The sequence below is a fragment of the Enterovibrio baiacu genome, assembly GCF_004120195.1.
Classification (GTDB): domain Bacteria; phylum Pseudomonadota; class Gammaproteobacteria; order Enterobacterales; family Vibrionaceae; genus Enterovibrio; species Enterovibrio baiacui.
Window position 1 is genome coordinate 1 of record NZ_SCHN01000031.1, and the last position, 21,620, is coordinate 21,620.

16 protein-coding genes are annotated in these 21,620 nt (G+C 49.7%); 10 read left to right on the forward strand and 6 right to left on the reverse strand.

Annotated elements, in window-relative coordinates; genetic code table 11:
- Positions 1-159: 159 nt before the first annotated feature.
- The 3 genes from EQP46_RS23255 to EQP46_RS23265 all read right to left on the reverse strand — a co-directional run bounded on the left by EQP46_RS23255 (position 160) and on the right by EQP46_RS23265 (position 2,907).
- Positions 160-774: a TIGR04211 family SH3 domain-containing protein gene (locus tag EQP46_RS23255; RefSeq protein WP_129495866.1), complete on the reverse strand. Its 615-nt coding sequence runs from the start codon at positions 772-774 to the stop codon at positions 160-162.
- Between the two features lie 148 nt (positions 775-922).
- Positions 923-2,191, reverse strand: coding sequence for an inorganic phosphate transporter (locus EQP46_RS23260; RefSeq protein WP_129495867.1), 1,269 nt, complete (start codon positions 2,189-2,191; stop codon positions 923-925).
- A 35-nt stretch (positions 2,192-2,226) separates the two neighbouring features.
- Positions 2,227-2,907 carry a TIGR00153 family protein gene (locus EQP46_RS23265; RefSeq protein ID WP_129495868.1) on the reverse strand — a complete coding sequence of 227 codons (681 nt, stop codon included), beginning with the start codon at positions 2,905-2,907 and terminating at the stop codon, positions 2,227-2,229.
- 175 nt (positions 2,908-3,082) lie between these two features.
- Here EQP46_RS23265 and EQP46_RS23270 point away from each other — a divergent pair, with 175 nt between their 5' ends.
- Positions 3,083-4,603: a CYTH and CHAD domain-containing protein gene (locus tag EQP46_RS23270; protein ID WP_129495869.1), complete on the forward strand. Its 1,521-nt coding sequence runs from the start codon at positions 3,083-3,085 to the stop codon at positions 4,601-4,603.
- Between the two features lie 76 nt (positions 4,604-4,679).
- On the opposite strand, the gene EQP46_RS23275 is transcribed toward EQP46_RS23270, so the two are convergent.
- A complete protein-coding gene (locus EQP46_RS23275) occupies positions 4,680-5,486 on the reverse strand; it encodes a potassium channel family protein (protein WP_129495870.1) in 807 nt (268 codons plus the stop codon).
- A gap of 119 nt (positions 5,487-5,605) precedes the next feature.
- Here EQP46_RS23275 and EQP46_RS23280 point away from each other — a divergent pair, with 119 nt between their 5' ends.
- Together EQP46_RS23280 and glnE are read left to right on the forward strand one after the other, a co-directional pair.
- Positions 5,606-7,204, forward strand: coding sequence for a methyl-accepting chemotaxis protein (locus tag EQP46_RS23280; protein WP_129495871.1), 1,599 nt, complete (start codon positions 5,606-5,608; stop codon positions 7,202-7,204).
- Between the two features lie 157 nt (positions 7,205-7,361).
- On the forward strand, positions 7,362-10,208 hold the full coding sequence (glnE, locus tag EQP46_RS23285) for a bifunctional [glutamate--ammonia ligase]-adenylyl-L-tyrosine phosphorylase/[glutamate--ammonia-ligase] adenylyltransferase (RefSeq protein WP_129495872.1): 2,847 nt from the start codon (positions 7,362-7,364) through the stop codon (positions 10,206-10,208).
- Between the two features lie 160 nt (positions 10,209-10,368).
- On the opposite strand, the gene lpxL is transcribed toward glnE, so the two are convergent.
- Positions 10,369-11,298, reverse strand: a complete 930-nt coding sequence (gene lpxL / locus EQP46_RS23290) for an LpxL/LpxP family Kdo(2)-lipid IV(A) lauroyl/palmitoleoyl acyltransferase (protein ID WP_129495873.1) — start codon at positions 11,296-11,298, stop codon at positions 10,369-10,371.
- A gap of 161 nt (positions 11,299-11,459) precedes the next feature.
- Here lpxL and hldE point away from each other — a divergent pair, with 161 nt between their 5' ends.
- Complete coding sequence (hldE, locus tag EQP46_RS23295; RefSeq protein ID WP_129495874.1) at positions 11,460-12,890, forward strand: bifunctional D-glycero-beta-D-manno-heptose-7-phosphate kinase/D-glycero-beta-D-manno-heptose 1-phosphate adenylyltransferase HldE; 1,431 nt, start codon at positions 11,460-11,462, stop codon at positions 12,888-12,890.
- A gap of 118 nt (positions 12,891-13,008) precedes the next feature.
- Here the strand turns inward: hldE and tolC are convergent, their stop codons facing one another.
- A complete protein-coding gene (gene tolC, locus EQP46_RS23300; RefSeq protein ID WP_129495875.1) occupies positions 13,009-14,337 on the reverse strand; it encodes an outer membrane channel protein TolC in 1,329 nt (442 codons plus the stop codon).
- A gap of 246 nt (positions 14,338-14,583) precedes the next feature.
- Between tolC and nudF the strand changes: the two genes are divergently transcribed.
- The 6 genes from nudF to parC all read left to right on the forward strand — a co-directional run bounded on the left by nudF (position 14,584) and on the right by parC (position 21,483).
- Positions 14,584-15,213: an ADP-ribose diphosphatase gene (nudF, locus tag EQP46_RS23305; protein WP_129495876.1), complete on the forward strand. Its 630-nt coding sequence runs from the start codon at positions 14,584-14,586 to the stop codon at positions 15,211-15,213.
- Between the two features lie 53 nt (positions 15,214-15,266).
- Positions 15,267-15,695, forward strand: a complete 429-nt coding sequence (locus tag EQP46_RS23310) for a DUF1249 domain-containing protein (RefSeq protein WP_129495877.1) — start codon at positions 15,267-15,269, stop codon at positions 15,693-15,695.
- A gap of 81 nt (positions 15,696-15,776) precedes the next feature.
- Positions 15,777-16,601, forward strand: coding sequence for a 3',5'-cyclic-AMP phosphodiesterase (cpdA, locus tag EQP46_RS23315; RefSeq protein ID WP_129495878.1), 825 nt, complete (start codon positions 15,777-15,779; stop codon positions 16,599-16,601).
- Positions 16,602-16,603: 2 nt separating this feature from the next.
- Positions 16,604-17,182, forward strand: coding sequence for an esterase YqiA (yqiA, locus tag EQP46_RS23320; RefSeq protein WP_129495879.1), 579 nt, complete (start codon positions 16,604-16,606; stop codon positions 17,180-17,182).
- Positions 17,183-17,278: 96 nt separating this feature from the next.
- On the forward strand, positions 17,279-19,171 hold the full coding sequence (parE, locus tag EQP46_RS23325; RefSeq protein ID WP_129495880.1) for a DNA topoisomerase IV subunit B: 1,893 nt from the start codon (positions 17,279-17,281) through the stop codon (positions 19,169-19,171).
- Positions 19,172-19,197: 26 nt separating this feature from the next.
- A complete protein-coding gene (gene parC, locus EQP46_RS23330) occupies positions 19,198-21,483 on the forward strand; it encodes a DNA topoisomerase IV subunit A (protein ID WP_129495881.1) in 2,286 nt (761 codons plus the stop codon).
- Positions 21,484-21,620: the final 137 nt, after the last annotated feature.

Genomic DNA, 21,620 nt, shown 5'->3' on the forward strand with positions numbered 1-21,620 from the left:
ACCCAGGACCCAGGACCCAGGACCCAGGACCCAGGACCCAGGACCCAGGACCCAGGACCCAGGACCCAGGACCCAGGACCCAGGACCCAGGACCCAGATCTTTCCCCTAAAACCAAAAAAGCCGCATCAGCGGCTTTTTTCGTCTTTAAAGGGAGATGCTTACGCCCAACCGTTATTACGCTTCTTACGACGTGGGATCAGGTGCGGAAGAATCAAACCAAACAGCAGACCTGCGCCAGCAACCATTGCGCCGTAGGTGAACCAACGCATTAGAAGATCATCTTTTTGCGTATCAATGCGCGCGCGCAGTTCGCGAATTTCGCTTTGAGCGTCGATCAGCTTTTGGTTCAGCTCGCTGGTGTGTGTTTCGAGTTCTTTTAGTTGTGCATTACGCTGCTCAAGAGATTCAATCAAGCCTTTGGTTTTTGCTTCTGAATCGCCTTGTGCGTTCGCCAGTGCTGATTTCACTTGCGTTAGTTCTTTCTCAAGCGCAGGCATACGCGTTTTTAGACCCGGTTGGTTAGACACGTATTTACTTTCAACCCAACCTTTACGACCGCGCTCATCCAGCACTTGGGTGTAACCCGCGTTGCGGTTTCTATCTACAACGGTAACTTTCGTGCCCGCATCGACACTGCCGATAATACGGAATTGAGTACCCGGACCTGAATGCATGTAGGTGAATAGTTCATCTGAAATGTAGTTGTCCTGCGCATGGGCGGCTGGTACTACAAGCATCAAAATCACAGCCAGAGCAGAAAAAAGTTGCTTCACGGTTTATTCCTTTGGTTGGTCGCGAATATCTGTTTGTGTCAGATACTAAAAAATTTTGCCCCTCAGGTACAACAAAAGGGAGGCATAACCTCCCTTTTTTGACCGAAGACTGACATCACCGCACAAAAACGTGACGGAAATGGCCTTCTTATACGCCGAACGCTGCGCGCATCACGTAGAAGAAGATAACGGCAAGTAACGCACCTGCTGGTAGGGTAACGACCCAAGATGCCACGATGTTACGCACAACGCCGAGGTTCAATGCGCCAATGCCGCGAGCAAAACCAACACCTAATACTGCACCCACCAGTGTTTGCGTGGTTGAGATTGGAAGGCCTGTGCCTGACGCCAATACAACGGTAGACGCGGTTGCTAGCTGTGCGGCAAAACCACGGCTTGGTGTCAGCTCAGTAATGCCTGTGCCCACGGTCGCCATGACCTTGTGGCCCAAGGTAGCAAGACCAACAACAATACCCGCACCACCCAGTGGCAAAATCCACCATGCGATGTGTGCTTTCTCGGTGATTGCACCCATGTTCTCAACGGTAGATACGATAGCCGACAGTGGGCCAATCGCGTTTGCTACGTCGTTTGAACCGTGTGCGAATGCCATGGCACATGCGGTAACCACCATCAGCAAGCTGAACACGCGCTCTACACCTTCGTAGCCGTTCGCAGATGCTGCAGAGTTGTCTGCGTATTTGCGGGCAATGTAGAAGTAGCCGAAGAGCATGACCAAGGCGGATACCGCCACTGATACCATCACGGCTTCACCCGTTGTTAGGTGCAGACCCACATGTTTAAGGCCTTTCTTGATGGTCACCATCGCGATGATGAGCGCCGTCAGGAACATGTACACAGGGACAAAACGCTTTGCATTGATCAGTGGTTTGTCGGTATCAAAAATCAGGCGTTGGGCGCTGATAAAGATAACGTAAGCGAACAGACCAGATATCAGCGGGGTGACAATCCAGCTTCCCACGATGCCTTGCACTGAGCTCCAGTCAACCGCTTCTGTGCCCACAGACACACACGCAAAACCGATGATTGCACCGATGATGGAGTGGGTGGTTGAAACAGGCCAGCCCATGAAGGACGCCACCAATAGCCATGTACCTGCCGCAAGAAGCGCAGACATCATGCCGTAAACGAGAATTTCGGGTTGATTCGCGTAGAGCGATGTTTCAATAACACCTTTTCGGATTGTGTCGGTGACTTCACCGCCAGCTAAGTATGCGCCAGCGAATTCAAAAATCATTGCAATGATAATGGCTTGTTTAACGGTCAGTGCTTTAGAACCCACCGACGTACCCATCGCATTGGCAACGTCATTTGCACCAATACCAATTGCCATCATGAAACCAAAAGCCGCGGCCACCAAAATAATAATGGTGCCGTAATTCGCCAGGATTTCCATTGTTATACCTTGTTATTAATTCGTTGATTGTTGCACTAAGAACGCGAAAGCATGAGCTCGAGACGCGAGCCAACACGTTGTGCTTGGTCAGCAATTTCGCCAACCCATTCGAGAATTTTGTACAGGAACATGACGTCAACCGGGTTGTATTGGTGTTCGATGGACATCAGTTTCTGACGAAGATGGATTTGCATCGAATCAGTATCGTCTTCGATGGTATCCAGTTGATTGATCATTTCTTCGACCAGTGTGACTTCACGTCCTTTAAAGCCTGTTTCGAGTAGTTCGTCTAGCTCGTTTATGACACGACGCGCTTGATCGGCAGCATCGAGACACCTTTGCACATACGCAACAAAATCGGTGTAAATAGGAGAAGGCATCTGCAGTTGACGACCGATAACACGGCCTGAGATGTCTTTAGCAAGGTTGGCGAGTTTGTCTTGCTGAGTCACAAGATCCAACATGTCGGTACGGTCTACAGGAAGGAACAGACCGCGAGGGAGTTTGAGGCGAATTTCTCGCTTCAGGTTATCAGCCTCTTTTTCGAGGGTAGAAATTTGGTGGCGAATTTCAGCCGCCTTTTCCCAATCCCCATTTTCACAGGCGTCAAAGAAAGGCACCAACTGTGAGCAACATTCGCTAACGCGGCTCATGTGGGACTGTAGTGGTTTCAGCGGGCTTTTCGCAAATAGCCCCATAATTGTATTTACTGGCATAGCCGTATCTACCTTTATAGTCTGCACAGAGACTAAATTTCAAACGATGATAAATCGAGCGGCGAATGTTAGCGCAATCACAATTGCAATGAAACTGGTTCAGATCAATGAAAGGTTCTTGCTCGTCTAAGCAATTGCCCATATCCTTGTTCTGCTATTGGTTATGGGTCCCTTTATGGAAACTGAGATAGAGTTAAAGTTTTTTGTCTCATCCGATTTTTCACGCCAAATTCGAGACAAAGTTGCCGATTTAAAGGTCTTGCAGCAACGCCAGCGAAACCTAGGCAACATCTATTACGACACCCCGGATTACTTGCTACGCCAGCATGATATCGGTCTTCGAGTCCGACGTTATGATGACGTGTATGTGCAAACGCTGAAGACTGCAGGCCGTGTAGTGGCTGGTCTACATCAGCGTCCAGAGTATAATGCAGAACTTGATTCTCCGGCTCCCGAACTTTCCCTTATTCCCGCAGATGCGTGGCCTGAAGGCTTCGATGTTGAAGCACTGAGTGCCAACATTAATCCTTTGTTCTCTACAGATTTTGAACGCCAACAATGGCTTGTGGCGATGCCAGATAGTAGCCAAGTTGAACTCGCGTTTGATAGCGGTGATGTCACGACCGAGAACGGTGGTTACGACCCGATTTGTGAAGTTGAGATCGAACTCAAATCCGGCCAGACCGATGCCTTGTTTGTGTTAGCGCGTGAGCTAGCAGAAAAAGGGGGATTGCGTTTGGGGAACTTGAGTAAGGCTGCGCGTGGCTATCGATTAGCCACTGATTATCAAGGGGATCATGTCAAAGCGTTGGGCTTAGTCCCGATTGACGGCATGCAGTCTACCGAACAAGCATTTGTTAAAGCGCTCGAACATGCGTTGGAACATTGGCACTATCATGAGCAAATCTACGTTGAACGCCCTGAAGAAGACGCGATTTTAGAGATTTGCAACGCGGTGGGGCTGGTGCGACAAGCACTGACGCTCTACGGTGGTTTGATTCCACGTCGCGCGAGCGCGCTGTTGCGTCAAGAGCTGCAATGGCTTGAAGGCGAGCTGGATTGGGTGTTTGAAGCGCGTGCGATTGCACGTTTACAAAGCGACAAAGGCTACTTCCTCAGAAAGCTTAACAGCCAGAAACCGCTGTTGGTGAAACTGGGCGAACGTTATGAAGCCTTACCAGAGCGCAGTGAAATGTTGGAGCTCTTCCATTCATCGCGCTACTGCAACTTGCTACTCGACCTCAGCCGTTGGATCCTAACGCGCGGTTGGCAGCCTTTTGTGGATGACAAAGTGCGCGATAAATTGGCTGAACCTGTCCGCAGTTTTGCGAACCGTTCGCTGACCTTATCTTGGGATGAGTTATTGAGCGTTTTCGCGCTTGAAAACGAATTGGATCGCTTTGGCTATCTGGATCAGTTGCCACGCTTGTTGCGTAATTTGCTGTCAGGCTGTTGTGTTGCGTCACTTTATGACGAAGAAGATCGCGAGACCTTCCGTCTACCTTGGCTGGATTTGATGCAAGGCATCGAAGACATCCAGTTGCTTGAGCCTGTTCGTAAATTGGCGAGCGAGTTTGATGAAGATGACAGTACGCAAATTGAAAAATGGCTGACCCGTAAGGAGGAGTCTTTGCTTCATGCCATGATGCAAAGCCGCCAAATCGGTGTCGCGTTAACGCCATACTGGGAAGTGTAATCACCTTCCTTTAGAACGCACTGGCTAAGTAAGCACATGCAGATGAAATAGCGCCTTCTCGGCGCTATTTTTGTTTCTAGGGCCTGTTGGACATGTCTTTGTTTGGGGGCGCCTGAGAGTCGCCTTTTGTCTTATCGAGTTGCGTTTCAATCACCGCCAATCGGCGCAATATTTCTTCTTGCTGAGTGACAAGCAACTCGAGCGCTGCGCGACGATGCTGCTCCCTTTCTCGTTCTTTTTGCTCAGGCTTGGTGACGTAAGACGTTACCAAACCCGTGATTGCACCAAAGATCCCCACTCCACACATGATCACTATGATGGCGACGGCACGACCAGCTGGCGTCACAGGGTAATAATCACCATAACCCACGGTGGAAATGGTCACGAACATCCACCAAATCGCGTCGGTAAAGTTGTCGATATTGGCGTCGGGAGAGTGGCTTTCAAAGGCGAAAATCGAGGCAGATCCCGCGGATATAAGCACCGTCAAAAGCAAAAGGATGCTGGCGAGTGTGGTCTCGCTTCGGTTTTCGTTCATGTAGGTGAAAAGGGGCTGGCTGGCTTTGAGTAAACGCAGCACGCGGAAAATCTGGAAGATGCGCGCGAAACGGAGCGCTTCTATCACCGGAATACTGGCGAGAATATCGACCCAATGTTTTTTTAGATAAGTGACTTTGTTATCAGTTTTGAGAAGATGTATGGCGATTTGAAGCAGAAAAACCATACAAATTAACGTGTCAATGCCCAACAGTAGGGTATAAAGGGGATCGTCGTTCGGTATCAATAAAATTGTGCTCACTACGCACAATGAAACGAAAGAGAGCAGCAAGCTCAGCAAACTCATTGGATTCAGATCTAAATTTTGCGCTTGGCTATCTGCCATTGCTCAATTCCTTTTGTTGAACGCCGCTACAGAATGTGAATCTAGCACGCTTGCGCCATCTTCTGTATCACCATGCTGTCTATCAGTGTGGCGGATTTGCACATCAAGGAGCCAAAAGAATGTCTCAGATGATATTCAAGCCTTGGGAAAAGGCTGTCAGTAACATCAAACTCGTCCCTAAACTCATTCTGCTGATGGTTTTCAGCACGATACTGCTTATCGCAAAACAGCTTTGGGATGCGAATGCGTTTCGTGAATCGGTCACTGAGATCACTGAAAGCCAAAGCCGCACGCAGGCGATCCGCAGTGCAGAGCTAACCAAGGAGTTATTGGCGCTACCTGATGGCACGGCGTTACTCGAACGCGTGTTAACCCGAGAAAATGCCACCAGTTCAGAGCAAGAATATGTCTACCTTGCGAATGCCCGTTCAGGAAAGGTGTTCGCGCACCCGAGTATTTCTGATTTTAACGGTTTGAACCTGCGCTTAGAAAATGGCACAAGCTTGGCTGAACAATTAAAAAATACGCGCACAGAGTTTGTTTACCACCTTGCGAATGATGACCGCCACGGCATTGTTATTCCTGTGTCTGGCACGGATTGGGTGGCCATTGCATCGCAGCCTGATTCAGCGGCAAGCCACTACTATCAGGCTTATTTAGTGCAAGTTGTTTGGCAGACGGCCTTGATGATTGTGGCCTTCATGGTGATTTTACTCGGCGGTAGCCGCTTGATGCTTCGTCAGATCAACTACCTCACAGAATGTATCCGTGGCATGGCGCGTAAGAATTTAAGTCAACCTGTGATCATGAATTGTAAGGATGAGTTCGGTGAACTTGCCCGTGAACTGGAATCAACACGCGCACAATTGGCGAGTGTGATTAAAGCGCAGCGCGATTCTTCAGAAGAGCTATCGGGCATGACGGAAGTGATGACCATCAGCATGGATGAAACCCGTGAGTCTGCAAAAGAACAGTTCGGTGAAATTGACTTGTTGGCATCTGCCATGAGCGAAATGACGTCCACGGTTCAAAGCGTTGCAGGGCATGCACGAGCAGCATCCCAAGCAACGGAAAATTCTCGGGAACAAGCGATCAGCGGTCAACGCTATGTCAGCAATACCATTAGTACGATTAACAAGCTGTCTGACGACATTCGTGAATCGGCGAGCGCCGTGAACCAAGTGGAAGAGCGTGTCGAGCGCATCAGCTCGGTGGTGGTCACCATTCAAGGTATTTCGGAGCAAACAAACTTGCTCGCGTTGAATGCGGCGATCGAAGCCGCGCGTGCGGGTGAAGCGGGTCGAGGCTTTGCCGTTGTTGCCGATGAAGTGCGCAACTTGGCTCAAAACACGCAAAAAGCGACGGTCGAGATTCAAGACATGATCACTCAGTTGCAATCTTCTGCGCAGCAAGCCGTTGGCTTAATGGAGCAAAGCGTGATTGAAGCGGTTGAGAGTGTGGAATCGGTGAGTAAAGCGGGTGAGGAACTCAACCTTATCGTTGAGCAGATCGGCCAAATCAATGACATGAACTTCCACATTGCCTCAGCGGCAGAGCAGCAAGCCTCGGTGGCGGACGAAATGAACTTGAACCTGACCAATGTGAGAGAGCTGGTGGAGGCGTCGGTGACCGTGGTGACTGAACTTGCGGAAACATCAGGTAGCATGCAAAACAATGCCACCCAACTTGATCTAAAAATCAAAGAGTTTGCGGTGTAGTGAGCCAGCATTGTGTTTTCTCTGCGCGCAGGAAATCTTTGCTCAAGGCATGACTAAACATGTCTGAGTGTTTGAAGAAGCCCACCGATTGTGTGGGCTTTTTTATGGTACTGTGGTGAGTAATGTCTTGGACTCGTGGCTGATAGGAAAGGAACACATGTCACTGCCTTCTGAACTTGAACATCGCGCAACTCGCGCATTGGATGCGTTGTCTGACACGCAAGCGGAAAACCTCGAACAATGGCAAGGTGAGCAGCGTGAATTGCTGCATCGTACCTTGGCCCTGAGTGACTTCATTTCTGAGTCGATGCAGCACGATGCAATGCTGCTTCCTTGGCTGAAAGACAACCTCGCCTCTGGGCATCGTCGAAAAACATATCGCCAGCGTTTAAAAGAAAGGCTGGATAGCCAAATGGATGAAAACGGCGTCATGCGTGAACTGCGCCGTTTTCGCCGCCAAGAAATGGTGTGGCTCGCGTGGCATGATTTTAACGACACGATGAGTCTGGATGACAGCCTCGCCCATCTGTCTAAGCTGGCAGAATCCATGATCATGGAAGCCTACGGTTGGCTTTATCGTTATTGCTGTAAAGAGTGGGGAACGCCTCGCGACGATGCGGGCAATGCGCAGCCCATGTTGATCCTCGGCATGGGGAAATTGGGCGGTGGCGAGCTTAACTTTTCTTCCGATATCGACCTAATTTTTACTTACCCTGAGAACGGTGAAACGGAAGGTGCGCGCCGCAGTATTTCTAACGCGCAGTTCTTTACCCGTCTCGGTCAGCGTTTGATCAAAGCGCTGGATCAGCAAACTTTCGACGGCTTTTGTTACCGTGTAGATATGCGACTTCGTCCTTTCGGTGACAGTGGGCCGTTAGTCATGAGTTTTGCTGCGCTTGAAGATTATTACCAAGAACAAGGTCGAGATTGGGAACGCTACGCGATGATCAAAGCGCGGGTGATGGGGAAGGAGCAATTTGACTGCTACCAAACGTTACGCCAAATGCTGCGCCCGTTCGTGTTCCGTCGCTATATCGATTTCAGTGCGATCCAATCTCTGCGCCGTATGAAAGCCATGATCCGCAGTGAAGTGCGTCGCCGGGGGTTAACCAACAACATTAAGTTGGGGGCTGGCGGCATCCGCGAGGTTGAGTTTATCGCGCAATCTTTTCAATTGATCCGTGGCGGTCGTGATCCCTCTTTGCGTCAGCGTGGCCTTTTTATCACGTTGGATGCCATTCGCACCCTCAACATGTTGCCACCTGAAGACGTGGATACCCTTGAGGTGTCTTACCGTTACCTTCGTCGTGTTGAAAATTTACTGCAAGCCATCGGTGATAAGCAAACCCAAACCTTGCCAGATGACAGCGTGGATCAATTGCGCCTTGCGATCGCGATGGGCGAAACGTGCTGGGATGATTTACACACCAAGATCCTCGCGCACATGAAGGGCGTGCATGATGTGTTTGATGATCTGATTGGTGAGGAAGAAGACAACGAAGACGCTAAGGTTGATGACGTCTTTGGGGAAGTGTGGGACGCCGCGCGCGATACCGAGTTGGTTGAGAAAATCCTGCAAGACATGCATGCCAAATCGCCGACGGAGAAAGCCAACGCACTGCTTCACTTTAAACAAGAGCTTGCGAAGCGCACACTAGGGCCGCGAGGCCGAGAAGTGCTCAACCGTTTGATGCCTGTCGTACTGAGCCAAATTTTGTGTCGTGATGACGGGCTAGCAGTGCTTGAACGTGTGCTCAAGCTGTTGGTGAGTATCGCTACGCGTACTACGTACCTTGAGTTGCTGGATGAGCACCACAGTGCCATCGCGCAGTTGGTGAGACTGTGTGGCGCAAGCCCGATGGTGGCAGAGCAACTGTCGACTTTCCCGATCTTGCTGGATGAGCTGTTGGATCTTCAACACCTCTATAATCCAACGCCTTTAGATCAATACCGCAATGAGCTGTTCGAATTCCTTGCTCGGATCCCCGAGGAGGATATGGAACAGCAAATGGAAATGATCCGCCAATACAAGCAAACCCAATTGCTGCGTATTGCGGCGGCTGACATTGCAGATGTATTACCTGTGATGGAGGTGAGTGATCACCTGACGTACCTAGCCGAAGCGATCGTGGAGGCGGTGGTAAATCAGGCGTGGTATCAGATGGCTGAAAAATACGGTCAGCCTTCGCACCTTGCTGATCGCAATGGTCGCGGTTTTGCTGTGATTGGTTATGGCAAAGTGGGTGGCATTGAGCTCGGGTATAACTCGGACTTGGATGTGGTGTTCCTGCATGATTGTCCTGATAACGTGTATACCGACGGGCCGAAAGAAATCGACGGTCGCCAGTTCTATCTGCGCTTGGCGCAGCGCATTGTTCACCTGTTTTCAACCCGCACGGCCTCGGGCGTGTTATATGACATCGACACGCGTCTTCGCCCATCGGGTGCATCGGGCATGTTGGTGACAACGTTAGAATCGTTCCTCGACTATCAAAACACAGAAGCGTGGACGTGGGAGCATCAAGCCTTGGTGCGCACGCGTATGATTTACGGCGATGCTTTGTTGGCGAAAGGCTTTGCGGATGTGCGTAAGAAAGTGCTGACCAAAGAAAGGGATCGGGATGCGCTACGCAAAGAGGTCGCAGACATGCGTATCAAAATGCGCGATCACCTCGGCAGCAAAGAAAAAGACAAGTTCCACATCAAGCAAGACCCAGGTGGCATCACAGACATCGAGTTTCTAACCCAATATCTGGTGCTCGCAAACAGCCATGATGAGGGAGCACTCACGCGTTGGAGTGACAATGTTCGGATCCTTGAAGACATGGCACAGGTTGGCATTCTCGATACGGCGCAAGCGCTTAAACTGCGTGATGCTTACACGACGATGCGTGATGAAATTCACCGCCTAAACCTGCTCGATGCGTCAGTCGAGATTGCCGATGACAGCTTCCTTGAAGAGCGCGAGGTTGTGCGTGATGCATGGAAGGTGTGGATGGAATAAACAGGTACGAGAGGCGAGAAAGAGCAGTCTCGAGTAAGAGCAATATCAAAAAACGAAAAGCCAGCATAAATGCTGGCTTTTCTGTGTATGAGCTACATCATTCTTCGAATCTCGAATCTCGAATCTCGAATCTCGAATCTCGAATCTCGAATCTCGAATCTCAATCGTACAACGACGGCTCGCCGTCTGGTCGACTCTTAAATCGACGGTGCAACCACATATATTGCTCAGGCGCGCGCAGGATCGAACGTTCTACAAACTTGTTGGTGTAGATGGCCGCGGCTTCCTCGTCGTCATACGGGAAGTCCTCTAGCGGCGGATCAAGCGTCATGGTGTAACCCGTGCCTTCACGATCACGCGTGATGGTGAAGGTAAATACGGTGGCTTTACCTGCTGAGGCCAGCAAATGCGTGCCTGTGGTGGTACATGCTTTTTCTACGGCGAACAACGGCGCCCAAGCGTAGCGGTGGCGGCCATAATCATGGTCTGGTGCATACCAAAGCAGTTCCCCCTGACGAAGCTCTTTGACCATGCGCTTTACATCGCGACGATCGATCGCGTTGTTTTCACGGGTGCGTCCACGGTATTGAAACCAATCGTAAACAGGGTTGGTGTTAGGACGGTATACGCCGTAGCCTGATGTGTGTGTGCCAAAGGCGCGTGCGCCAAGTTCAAGGTTGAACGAATGCACCGCAAGCACAAGGCCACCTTTCTTACTGGCTTTGAGTTGTTCTAGGTGCTCAAAGCCGACGAATTTCATGTGCTTCTTAATGCGCCATTGTGGCCAAAACCATGCCATGCAGGTTTCGAATAACGCCATGCCCATATGCTCAAAGTTTTCTTTGAGCATGGCTTCACGTTCGCCGCCTGTCATTTCTGGAAAGCACAGCTGCAAGTTGCGATCGGCAATCTTTTTGCGGCTTTTAAAGAACTTCATGATCAGCAGACCGATCTTAAATCCTAAAAAGCGTTGCACGCGATAAGGCAGCCAACTGATAAGAAACATCAATCCAACCCCAAGCCAAGTATGAAGATACTTTGGATGGAGGAAAGACCATTGGAATGTTGGTGCTTCGTGTTTGTTGCTCATGGCTGAATTGCGCTTCCTAAATAAAGCTCGATATTAAGAGCAATATTCTAACCGTATTTGGGTATAAGTTGCAGGTTTCAATGTGCTTCTTTGTTGGGAAGCTGTTGCTTTGAAGGCATTGTGGTAATATCGCACGCGTTCCTTTGTCCCTGGAGATAACAATGAAACTGACTTTACCTGACTACCAACAAGCCGATGTCTTGGTTGTTGGTGACGTAATGCTTGACCGTTACTGGTACGGTCCTACAGGTCGTATTTCGCCAGAAGCCCCTGTGCCAGTGGTGAAGATTAATCAAACCGAAGAGCGTCCTGGTGGTGCAGCTAACGTGGCAATGAACATTGCAGCGTTGGGTGGTAAAGCGAGATTGATTGGTCTCGTGGGTCAAGACGAGCAAGCAAGTGTGCTGAATGAAACCCTCAGTTCACTGAAAGTAGATTGTAATTTTGTTGGTTTAGCGGATTACCCAACCATCACTAAATTGCGTGTGATGAGCCGAAACCAGCAATTGATTCGCCTTGATTTCGAAGAAGGCTTCCACAATGTGGATGTTGCGCCAATCCTTGAGCGTATCGAAGCCTCGTTGCCGCACACCAAAGCGATGATCTTATCTGATTACGCCAAAGGTGCGCTCGAGAACGTGCAGCCGATGATCCAGTTGGCGCGTAAAGCGGGCATTCCTACTTTGGTTGATCCAAAGGGTGCTGACTTTGAACGTTACCGTGGTGCAACACTGCTAACGCCAAACATGAGCGAGTTTGAGGCCGTGGTGGGCGCTTGCCCAACGGAAGAAAACATCGTTGAGAAAGGCTTAGAACTTATTCGTCAGTTTGAGTTTGACGCGCTACTTGTTACGCGCAGTGAGCATGGCATGATGCTTCTTCAAGAAGGCCAAGACCCTTTGAGTCTGCCTACGTTGGCAAAAGAAGTGTATGACGTGACCGGTGCAGGCGATACTGTGATTTCTGTGTTGGCGTCATCGCTGGCTGCGGGTAAATCACTGGCTGATGCGTGTGCCCTTGCGAATGCGGCGGCAGGTGTCGTTGTTGGTAAATTGGGTACGTCTACGCTGTCGACCATCGAATTGACCGAAGCGGTACACGGAAGCCACCAGTCTGGTTTTGGTGTGGTTGCTGAGAATCAACTGATTGCAGCTGTTCAAATGGCGAAATCCCGTGGTGAAACGGTCGTTATGACAAATGGTTGTTTCGACATTCTTCATGCTGGCCATGTGGCTTACTTGAATGAAGCAGCAAAACTGGGTGACCGTCTGATCGTTGCAGTGAACACTGATGAATCTGTACGCGGCTTGAAAGGCCCGGGTCGTCCTGTTAACCCAACCGATCGCCGTATGGCAGTATTAGCGGGTTTGAGCGCGGTGGATTGGGTTGTACCTTTCGCGGAAGAAACACCGCAACGCTTGATCAGCGAAGTGCTGCCAAGCTTGCTGGTAAAAGGCGGCGACTACAAACCCGAAGACATTGCGGGTGGTAAAGAAGTGATTGCAGCAGGCGGTAAAGTGCTTGTGCTGAACTTCGAAGATGGCTGCTCAACCACAGAGATCATCAACTCTATCTTGAGTGGTCATAACTGATCCGGCTTGTGATTCGCTGTTAGAGGGGCTTGTTTTAGCGCCTCTACTTTTAGCGTTACCGCAGTATAAGAAAAGGCACCTAGGGTGCCTTTTTTGATCGCTTAAGATTCGTGACCGATTATTTCTTCGGTGGCACCAAACCTTGGTTGATCTCTACCAAATCATCTTCGTTCAAGGTACCGACTGCTTGACGCAGTTGCAGTACGCTTAAGATGTAATCGTAACGTGCATCAGACAAGCTACGGTTTGCATCGTAAAGACGACGTGTTGAATCAAGTACATCAACAATGGTACGTGTACCCACTTCAAAGCCCGCTTCTGTCGCTTCAAGTGCTGAACGTGCAGACACGACGGTTTGCTCAAACGCACGAAGAGAACCAATGCTTGCATTGATGTTGTTGTAGAAGGCACGCACATCTTTCACTGTACTGCGGTAACGCGCTTCAAGTGCTTCAGACGCAGCAACATAGTTGAACTGTGCTTCTTTCACTTGGGCCGTGGTGCTACCACCAGTATAGAGAGGCATGTTGAAATTAATGCCACCTGTCAAATCATGAGCGCTTGTGTCACGAGCTGAGTCAGTTTTGTTGCTGCTATCGGTGTAGCCATAACCCAAATCTAATGTCAGCGACGGCATGTGGCCTGCTTCGGCCAAGCTAATACGCTCTTTCGATGCGTCACGTGTGATGCGCTGCGCGAGCAAGCTAAGGTTGGTTTCTTCTGCTTGCTTAACCAGAGCATCTTGCGTTTGTTCTGGGCTGCTTGCCGAGAAGGTGCGGGTGTTCAACACGCTTAGTTCAGCATGGCTTTGGCCCGTGATTTCACGCAGCTCTTCATAGCTATTGGTCACAACGTTCTTTGCTTGAATTTCTTGAGCAAGCACTGAGTCATACTGAGCCTGTGCATCATGCACGTCAGTGATCGCCGACAAACCAACTTCAAAACGTTGCTTGGTTTGTTCTAATTGACGGCCAACGGCGGCTTTTTCTGCGCGAACAAACACCAAATCATCAATGGCGCGCAAAACATCAAAATAGGCCGTTGAAACTCGAAGGATCAGAGATTGTTGTTCGGCGGCGTAGGTAGCGTCAGCTTGACGTGCTGTAATTTCAGCGATGTCTAAGTTAATCCAACTATTTTGATTAAACAGTTGTTGGCTGAAATCTACACCTGCTGTTAGCACGTTAGTATCAAATGGCCCTGTGTTCGCATCATCATCATCGTAACGAGTGAGGTTATAGCCCGCTGATAAATCGATCTGAGGCAGCAACGTACCGCGGTTTGTGTCAACAGCAGCGAAAGCAGCATCTTTTGTCGCCGCAGCTTGCAGCAATTGAGGATCACTTTGTTTCGCTTGTTCATAAACCTGAATAAGGTCGTCTGCGCTAGCCAGGGGAGCGACGGTGCCAAGCGCAACCCCGATAAATAAGGGGAGCAATTTCTTCATAATAAGTAGTCCCTGAACTTGTCGTATTCTAATAAATTGCCAAAAGGGTATCCGACCCTAGTGTAAACCATGCAATCTTACTTGGAACTGACAATGTGATGGTTTATTGAGAAAAATTGATTGTAAAACAATCTGTCTTCTAATGGGATTCAAATAATTCTGTAATGTATAACAAAAAAGTAAAGGTTTCCGATTGCAGCTTCCCAGAAGGCGTAGTTATCATTTGCCCCCTTATACGGCGACAATATGGAAAAGTCCGTGCCACAGAAAATACAGCCTAATCAGTTTGGACCAGAAGACGTACAGATTGATGAAAGTGACCTTGTCTATAATGGTTACTTTAAGATGGTGAAATATCGCTTCCGCCACCGTTTGTTTGCTGGTGGGTGGAGTGACACCATTGAAAGAGAGTTGTTTGAGCGCGGTCAGGCGGTTGCCATGCTCCCTTATGACCCTATGACAGACAGTGTTGTATTGGTTGAGCAAATCCGTATTGGTGCCATGGTGGCCAGTGATGAACCATGGCAATTGGAAATTGTTGCAGGGATCATTGATAAAGATGAATCGCCTGATGAAGTGGCGATTCGGGAGTCAGAAGAAGAAGCGGGGCTGTCCGTTCAAGATTTGATTCCTATTACCAGCTACCTTTCCACGTCGGGAGGATGCTCGGAGCGTATTCATTTATACCTCGGTAAGGTGGATGCATCGAAGGCGAAAGGCATTCACGGCTTACCGGAAGAAGGTGAAGACATTTTGGTTCATGTCGTGCCACGAGAAACGGCATACCAGTGGGTACAAAGTGGCAAAATTGAAAACGCAGCATCAATTATTGCGTTGCAGTGGTTGATGTTAAATGTTGAGACTTTGCGCGAGTAAGCATTTTTGCTGCATTTCGACTGCAGTATTAGCAAGATCACGTAGGATATAAGATGTTGAAACAAGGGTATCGGGTCGATTTAAACGCCCTGATGCGAATGTATGAGACCAATTATGCCAAGTTACTAAGGCTGATGCCGCGTCAGGATGATGTTGGCGAATTCTGCGTGTATGAAATACAAGGTAACGAATTCCAAGTTGATATCGTAGAATCAACGCGTTACACCACCTTGTTGGACATATGGCAGCGTGGGGATGGCCCTGAGTACCTAAGACCACGATTAGTGGTGCGTATGTACCACGATGCGCGTGTCGCTGAAGTGTGTACCAGTCAGCGGATTTCCCAAATTCAGCCGCGCTATGATTACCCCAACCCGCGTATGCTTCAGCAAGATGAGAAGCATCAAATTAACGCCTTTCTTTCTGATTGGTTGGGGCACTGCCTGAGAAACGGAATTACGAAACACGACGCAATATATTAAGCACTGATCGCGTACTTCTTCGCAGTACGTCGTCAGTGTGATACACATTTAAGCTCATTTACGATCAGGATTTTCAAGACGTTGCGGATTTGCCATCTACCAAGTCAACACAGCCAAACCGTTCGGTTGTTGCAAATTACAGATACTCACCTTTTCGCAGACCCGCATGGCAGTTTGTTAGGGGTAAACACGGCTGCAAGTTACAAAGCCGTGGTGGAAGAGATCCAAGCGCAAGACATTCACTTTGACGCCATTATTGCCACGGGTGACTTGTCACAAGATCACACCGCAGAATCTTATCAACGCTTTGTTGATGGTATCGCGCATTGGTCGCAACCTTGTTATTGGTTGCCCGGTAACCATGATTACCAACCTGAAATGAGCGCCGTGCTTGAGCAATCCACCTTGGTGCGATGCGATCAGGTGTTGCTCGGTGAGCACTGGCAGATGGTCATCTTAGACAGTCAGGTAAAAGGCGTGCCACATGGTCGACTGACGAACGAGCAATTGGCCTTGTTAGAGCAAGCGCTCACGTCCCACCCTGAACGACATGCCCTTATTTTGCTTCATCATCATCCTTTGCCTGCAGGCAGTGCATGGCTTGATCAGCACCAACTTCATAACCAAGACGCGTTTTGGTTATGTGTGGAAAAGCACAACAACGTGAAAGGTGTGGTGTGCGGACACATTCACCAAGCGCTGGATACTGAACATGCAGGGCGTCGAGTGATGGCAGCCCCTTCTACGTGTATTCAATTCCTTCCCGATTCTGATGATTTCGCGTTGGATTCGACGAATCCGGGATGGCGTGAAATTTCCTTGCATCAAGATGGCACCATTTCCAGTGAAGTTGGGCGCTTAAAAGGCATGGGATTCCATCCAGACATGAATTCGGCAGGCTACTGATCATGCCGGTTTTGTTGATCTACATTCACGGATTTAACAGCTCACCGCTTTCACTCAAAGCGCAGCAAATGCAGCAATGGTGCGAGATCCACCGTCCCGACATAAAGCTGGAAGTTCCAAGGCTGGCTTGCTACCCTGCCGCCGCTGCAGCGCAACTCAATGCATTGGTTGAGCGTTATAAAGGTGACTATCGCATTGGGTTAGTAGGTAGTTCTTTAGGTGGCTACCTTTCTGCGTGGCTAAATAGCCAATATGGATTCCCTGCTGTTGTGATCAACCCTGCGGTTAAGCCTTACGAATTGCTTGCCGATTACTTAGGTCCGCAGAAAAACCCCTATACTGGGGAGCAATACCTGCTGGAAACTCATCATATGGATGAACTGAAAGCATTGGATACTGAATCCATTACTCATCCCGAGTCAATTTGGCTGTTACAGCAGGAAGGGGACGAAGTGCTTGATTACCGTCAGGCCGTCGCAAAGTACCAGGGATGTAAGCAAACTGTTGAAGCTGGGGGCGATCATGCCTTTGTAGGCTTCGAAAGATACCCCGCTGAAATCATTCAATTCCTGGGACTGTGAGTGTTCCTCACAGATTGTCCTCGTTAGCTGTGTCATTATTTGACAAGGTAACGGGCCATCACAGACCATGTGAAAAATTTAGAAAGCCAATCATTTATGACAGAGCAAGTTTATAACGCGGGATCCATTGAAGTTCTCAATGGTCTTGAGCCGGTTCGTCGTCGTCCCGGCATGTATACAGATACGACCCGTCCAAACCATCTTGGTCAGGAAGTCATCGATAACAGTGTCGACGAAGCGTTGGCAGGACATGCACGCAAAGTAGAAGTCATCCTTCATGCGGATCAATCCCTTGAAGTCATTGATGACGGCCGTGGTATGCCCGTCGATATTCACCCTGAAGAAGGGGTGTCAGGTGTCGAACTGATTCTCTGTAAACTGCACGCGGGTGGTAAGTTCTCCAACAATAACTACCAATTCAGTGGCGGTTTGCACGGTGTGGGTATTTCGGTAGTGAATGCGCTATCGAACCGCGTCGAAGTCTCTGTCAAACGCGATGGTCAAGTGTATGAAATTGCATTTGAGCATGGTGATAAAGTACAAGAATTGACGGTGACAGGCACTTGCGGGCGTCGTGCAAAAGGCACGCGCGTGCACTTCTGGCCTGACGCTAAGTACTTTGATTCTCCAAAATTCTCCGTTTCTCGCCTGAAAAACAACCTGAAAGCCAAAGCGGTACTTTGCCCTGGCCTTGAGATTGTTTTTACCGATAAAAACACCAATGAAACCATTAAATGGTGTTACGAAAGTGGCCTGAAAGACTACTTGGCGGAAGGCGTTAAAGGGTATGAACTCTTGCCAGCAGAACCGTTTGTTGGCGAGTTCAACGCGCCACATGAAGCGGCTGATTGGGCGATTATCTGGTTACCTGAAGGTGGTGAGCTCATCACTGAAAGTTACGTTAACCTGATCCCGACGGCCCAAGGCGGTACACACGTTAACGGTTTGCGCCAAGGCTTGCTGGATGCCATGCGTGAATTCTGTGAATTCCGCAACTTGCTACCACGTGGTGTGAAGCTGACGGCTGATGATATCTGGGACCGTTGTGCCTACGTCTTGTCAGTGAAGATGCAAGATCCTCAATTCGCCGGTCAAACCAAAGAGCGTTTGTCCTCACGCCAATGTGCAGCCTTTGTCTCTGGCGTAGTGAAAGACTCCTTCAGCTTGTGGCTCAATGAGCGTCCACAACTGGCAGAACAACTGGCAGAAGTGTGTATCGCCAATGCACACAAGCGTATGCGTGCTGCCAAGAAGGTGGTGCGTAAGAAAGTGGCCTCTGGCCCTGCACTGCCAGGTAAGCTGACAGACTGTTCCATGCAAGATTTAGCGCGCACTGAACTGTTCTTGGTCGAGGGTGACTCGGCAGGCGGTTCTGCGAAACAGGCGCGCGATCGTGAATTCCAAGCCATCATGCCGCTGCGCGGTAAGATCCTTAACACGTGGGAAGTGTCTGCTGACCAAGTCTTGGCGTCTCAGGAAGTGCACGATATTTCTGTTGCATTGGGTATCGACCCTGACAGCGAAGATCTTTCAGGTTTGCGATACGGGAAAATCTGTATCCTCGCCGATGCGGACTCGGACGGCCTTCACATCGCTACATTACTGTGTGCGCTGTTTGTTAAACACTTCCGCGCATTGGTAAGAGCGGGTCACGTTTATGTGGCAATGCCGCCTTTGTACCGTATCGACTGCGGTAAAGAAGTGTTCTATGCACTCGATGATGCAGAGAAAGCCGGTATTTTGGAAAGCCTTAGCCAAAAACGCGCCAAAATTGACGTTCAGCGATTCAAAGGTCTGGGTGAAATGAACCCGCTTCAGCTGCGCGAAACCACCATGGACCCTAACACGCGCCGTCTGGTACAGCTCACCATTGATGATAATGAAGAGACTGACCGCATGATGGACATGTTACTGGGTAAGAAGCGCGCTGAAGATCGTCGCCATTGGCTACAAGATAAAGGCGACATGGCTGAGTTAGCAGAAATTTAACTGGATTTTAGGGTCGGACGTTTTCAATGACTGATATTACTTATGACGGTGTCGAGCAACTTCCACTGAGGAAGTTTACCGAGGATGCATACCTCAACTACTCGATGTACGTCATCATGGACCGTGCTTTGCCATTTATTGGCGACGGTCTTAAGCCAGTTCAGCGTCGCATCATTTATGCGATGTCAGAGCTGGGCTTGTCGGCAACGGCAAAATACAAGAAATCTGCCCGTACTGTGGGTGACGTGCTCGGTAAGTATCACCCACACGGTGACTCTGCGTGTTACGAAGCCATGGTATTGATGGCGCAGCCATTCTCTTACCGCTACCCATTGGTGGATGGTCAAGGTAACTGGGGTGCGCCGGATGATCCGAAATCATTCGCTGCGATGCGTTATACCGAATCGCGCCTTTCTCGCTTCTCTGAAGTGCTCTTGGGTGAAATTAGCCAAGGCACAGTAGATTGGCAGCCGAACTTTGACGGCACCATGAAAGAGCCGAAAACCATGCCTGCGCGTCTGCCACACATTCTGTTGAATGGCGTGACAGGTATTGCTGTTGGTATGGCGACGGACATTCCACCGCATAACGTGCGTGAAATTGCGAATGCGGTCATCGCGCTCATCGACACTCCCAAGCTGGATCTAGAGGGGGTGCTGGAATACGTCAAAGGCCCAGACTACCCGACGGAAGCCGAAATCATTACCCCGCAAGTGGAGCTTAAAAAGCTGTACCGCAGCGGTAAAGGCTCTGTTCGCATGCGTGCTTGCTGGCACAAAGAGAACGGCGACATCGTGATCACGGCGCTACCTCATCAAGTGTCTGGTGCGAAATTGCTTGAGCAAATCGCTAACCAAATGCGCGCGAAGAAACTGCCGATGGTAGAAGATCTTCGTGATGAATCCGATCATGAAAACCCGACGCGTATCGTGATCGTGCCGCGCTCTAACCGTGTTGACTGTGATCAGCTGATGAATCACCTGTTCGCGTCTACGGATCTAGAACGTAGTTACCGTGCAAACTTGAACATGATTGGCCTTGATGGTCGTCCTCAAGTGAAAGGCCTCGTTCAAATCCTGTCTGAATGGATTGAATTCCGCCGTGCGACAGTGCGCCGTCGTTTGCAGTACCGCTTAGACAAAGTACTGGCACGCTTGCACATCCTTGATGGTTTGTTGGCAGCTTACCTCAACATCGATGAAGTGATTGAAATCATCCGTACGGAAGACAATCCGAAAGCGGAATTGATGCAGCGCTTCGAGTTGAGCGAGCGTCAAGCTGAAGCGATCCTTGAAATTAAACTCCGCCAGTTAGCCAAACTGGAAGAGATCAAGATCCGTGGTGAGCAAGACGAGTTGAACAAAGAGCGCGAGCAGTTGGAAAAACTGTTGGGCTCAGATCGTCGCCTCAACACGTTATTGAAGAAAGAAATCGCTGCCGATGCTGAAAAGTATGGCGATGATCGCCGCTCTCCATTGGTTGAGCGCGAAGAAGCAAAAGCAATGACGGAACGCGACTTGATCCCAAGCGAGCCGATCACTGTTGTGCTGTCTGACAAAGGTTGGATCCGTCATGCGAAAGGCCATGATGTTGACCCAACGACCTTGAGCTACAAATCCGGTGATGGGTATCTCGCTGCTGCGCGCGGCAAGAGTAACCAGCCCGCGGTGTTCGTGGGAACGGACGGGCGAAGCTATGCGCTTGAGTCGCACAGCTTGCCATCGGCGCGAAGCCAAGGTGAGCCAATTACGGGTCGCTTGAACATTACTGCAGGGACGACGATTCGCCATGTATTGATGGGCGATAATGACAACCTGATGCTAATGGCGTCGGATGCGGGCTACGGTTTCGTGTGTAAGCATGATGACCTGCTGTCGAAAAACCGCAGTGGTAAAGCGCTACTGAGTTTGCCGCAAGCTGCAGAAGTGATGCCACCACAAAAAGTGTCTGACATTGAAAACGATGACATTGTGGCGATCACCAACGAAGGTCGTATGTTGGTCTTCCCGGTGAAAGAGCTACCGCAGCTGGGTAAAGGTAAAGGGAATAAGATCATCAATATTCCTGCAGCCCGAGCGAAAGCGCGTGAAGAATTACTCGCGCAATTGTTTGTTGTTCCTCAAGGTTCAACGGTCACACTGCATGCGGGTAAGCGTAAGTTGTCTCTGAAACCGACAGATATGGATAATTTCCGTGGTGAACGAGGCCGTCGAGGCTCTATGCTGCCGCGAGGTTTGCAGCGTGTCACGGCGATAGAAATCGCCGCGCCAGGTTCGGCACCAAGTGATGAGACCGATTCACCAGACGCATAATAAGGAAGCCCTCCACCTGGAGGGCTTTTTTTCATTGGTTAAATGTTAGCTAGACAGGTGAATTTTGCTGCTGGATACGTATACTACTCAGAGTTTAATTTAAGCGTACACGTGTACGCTATAATTCGCCGACACTT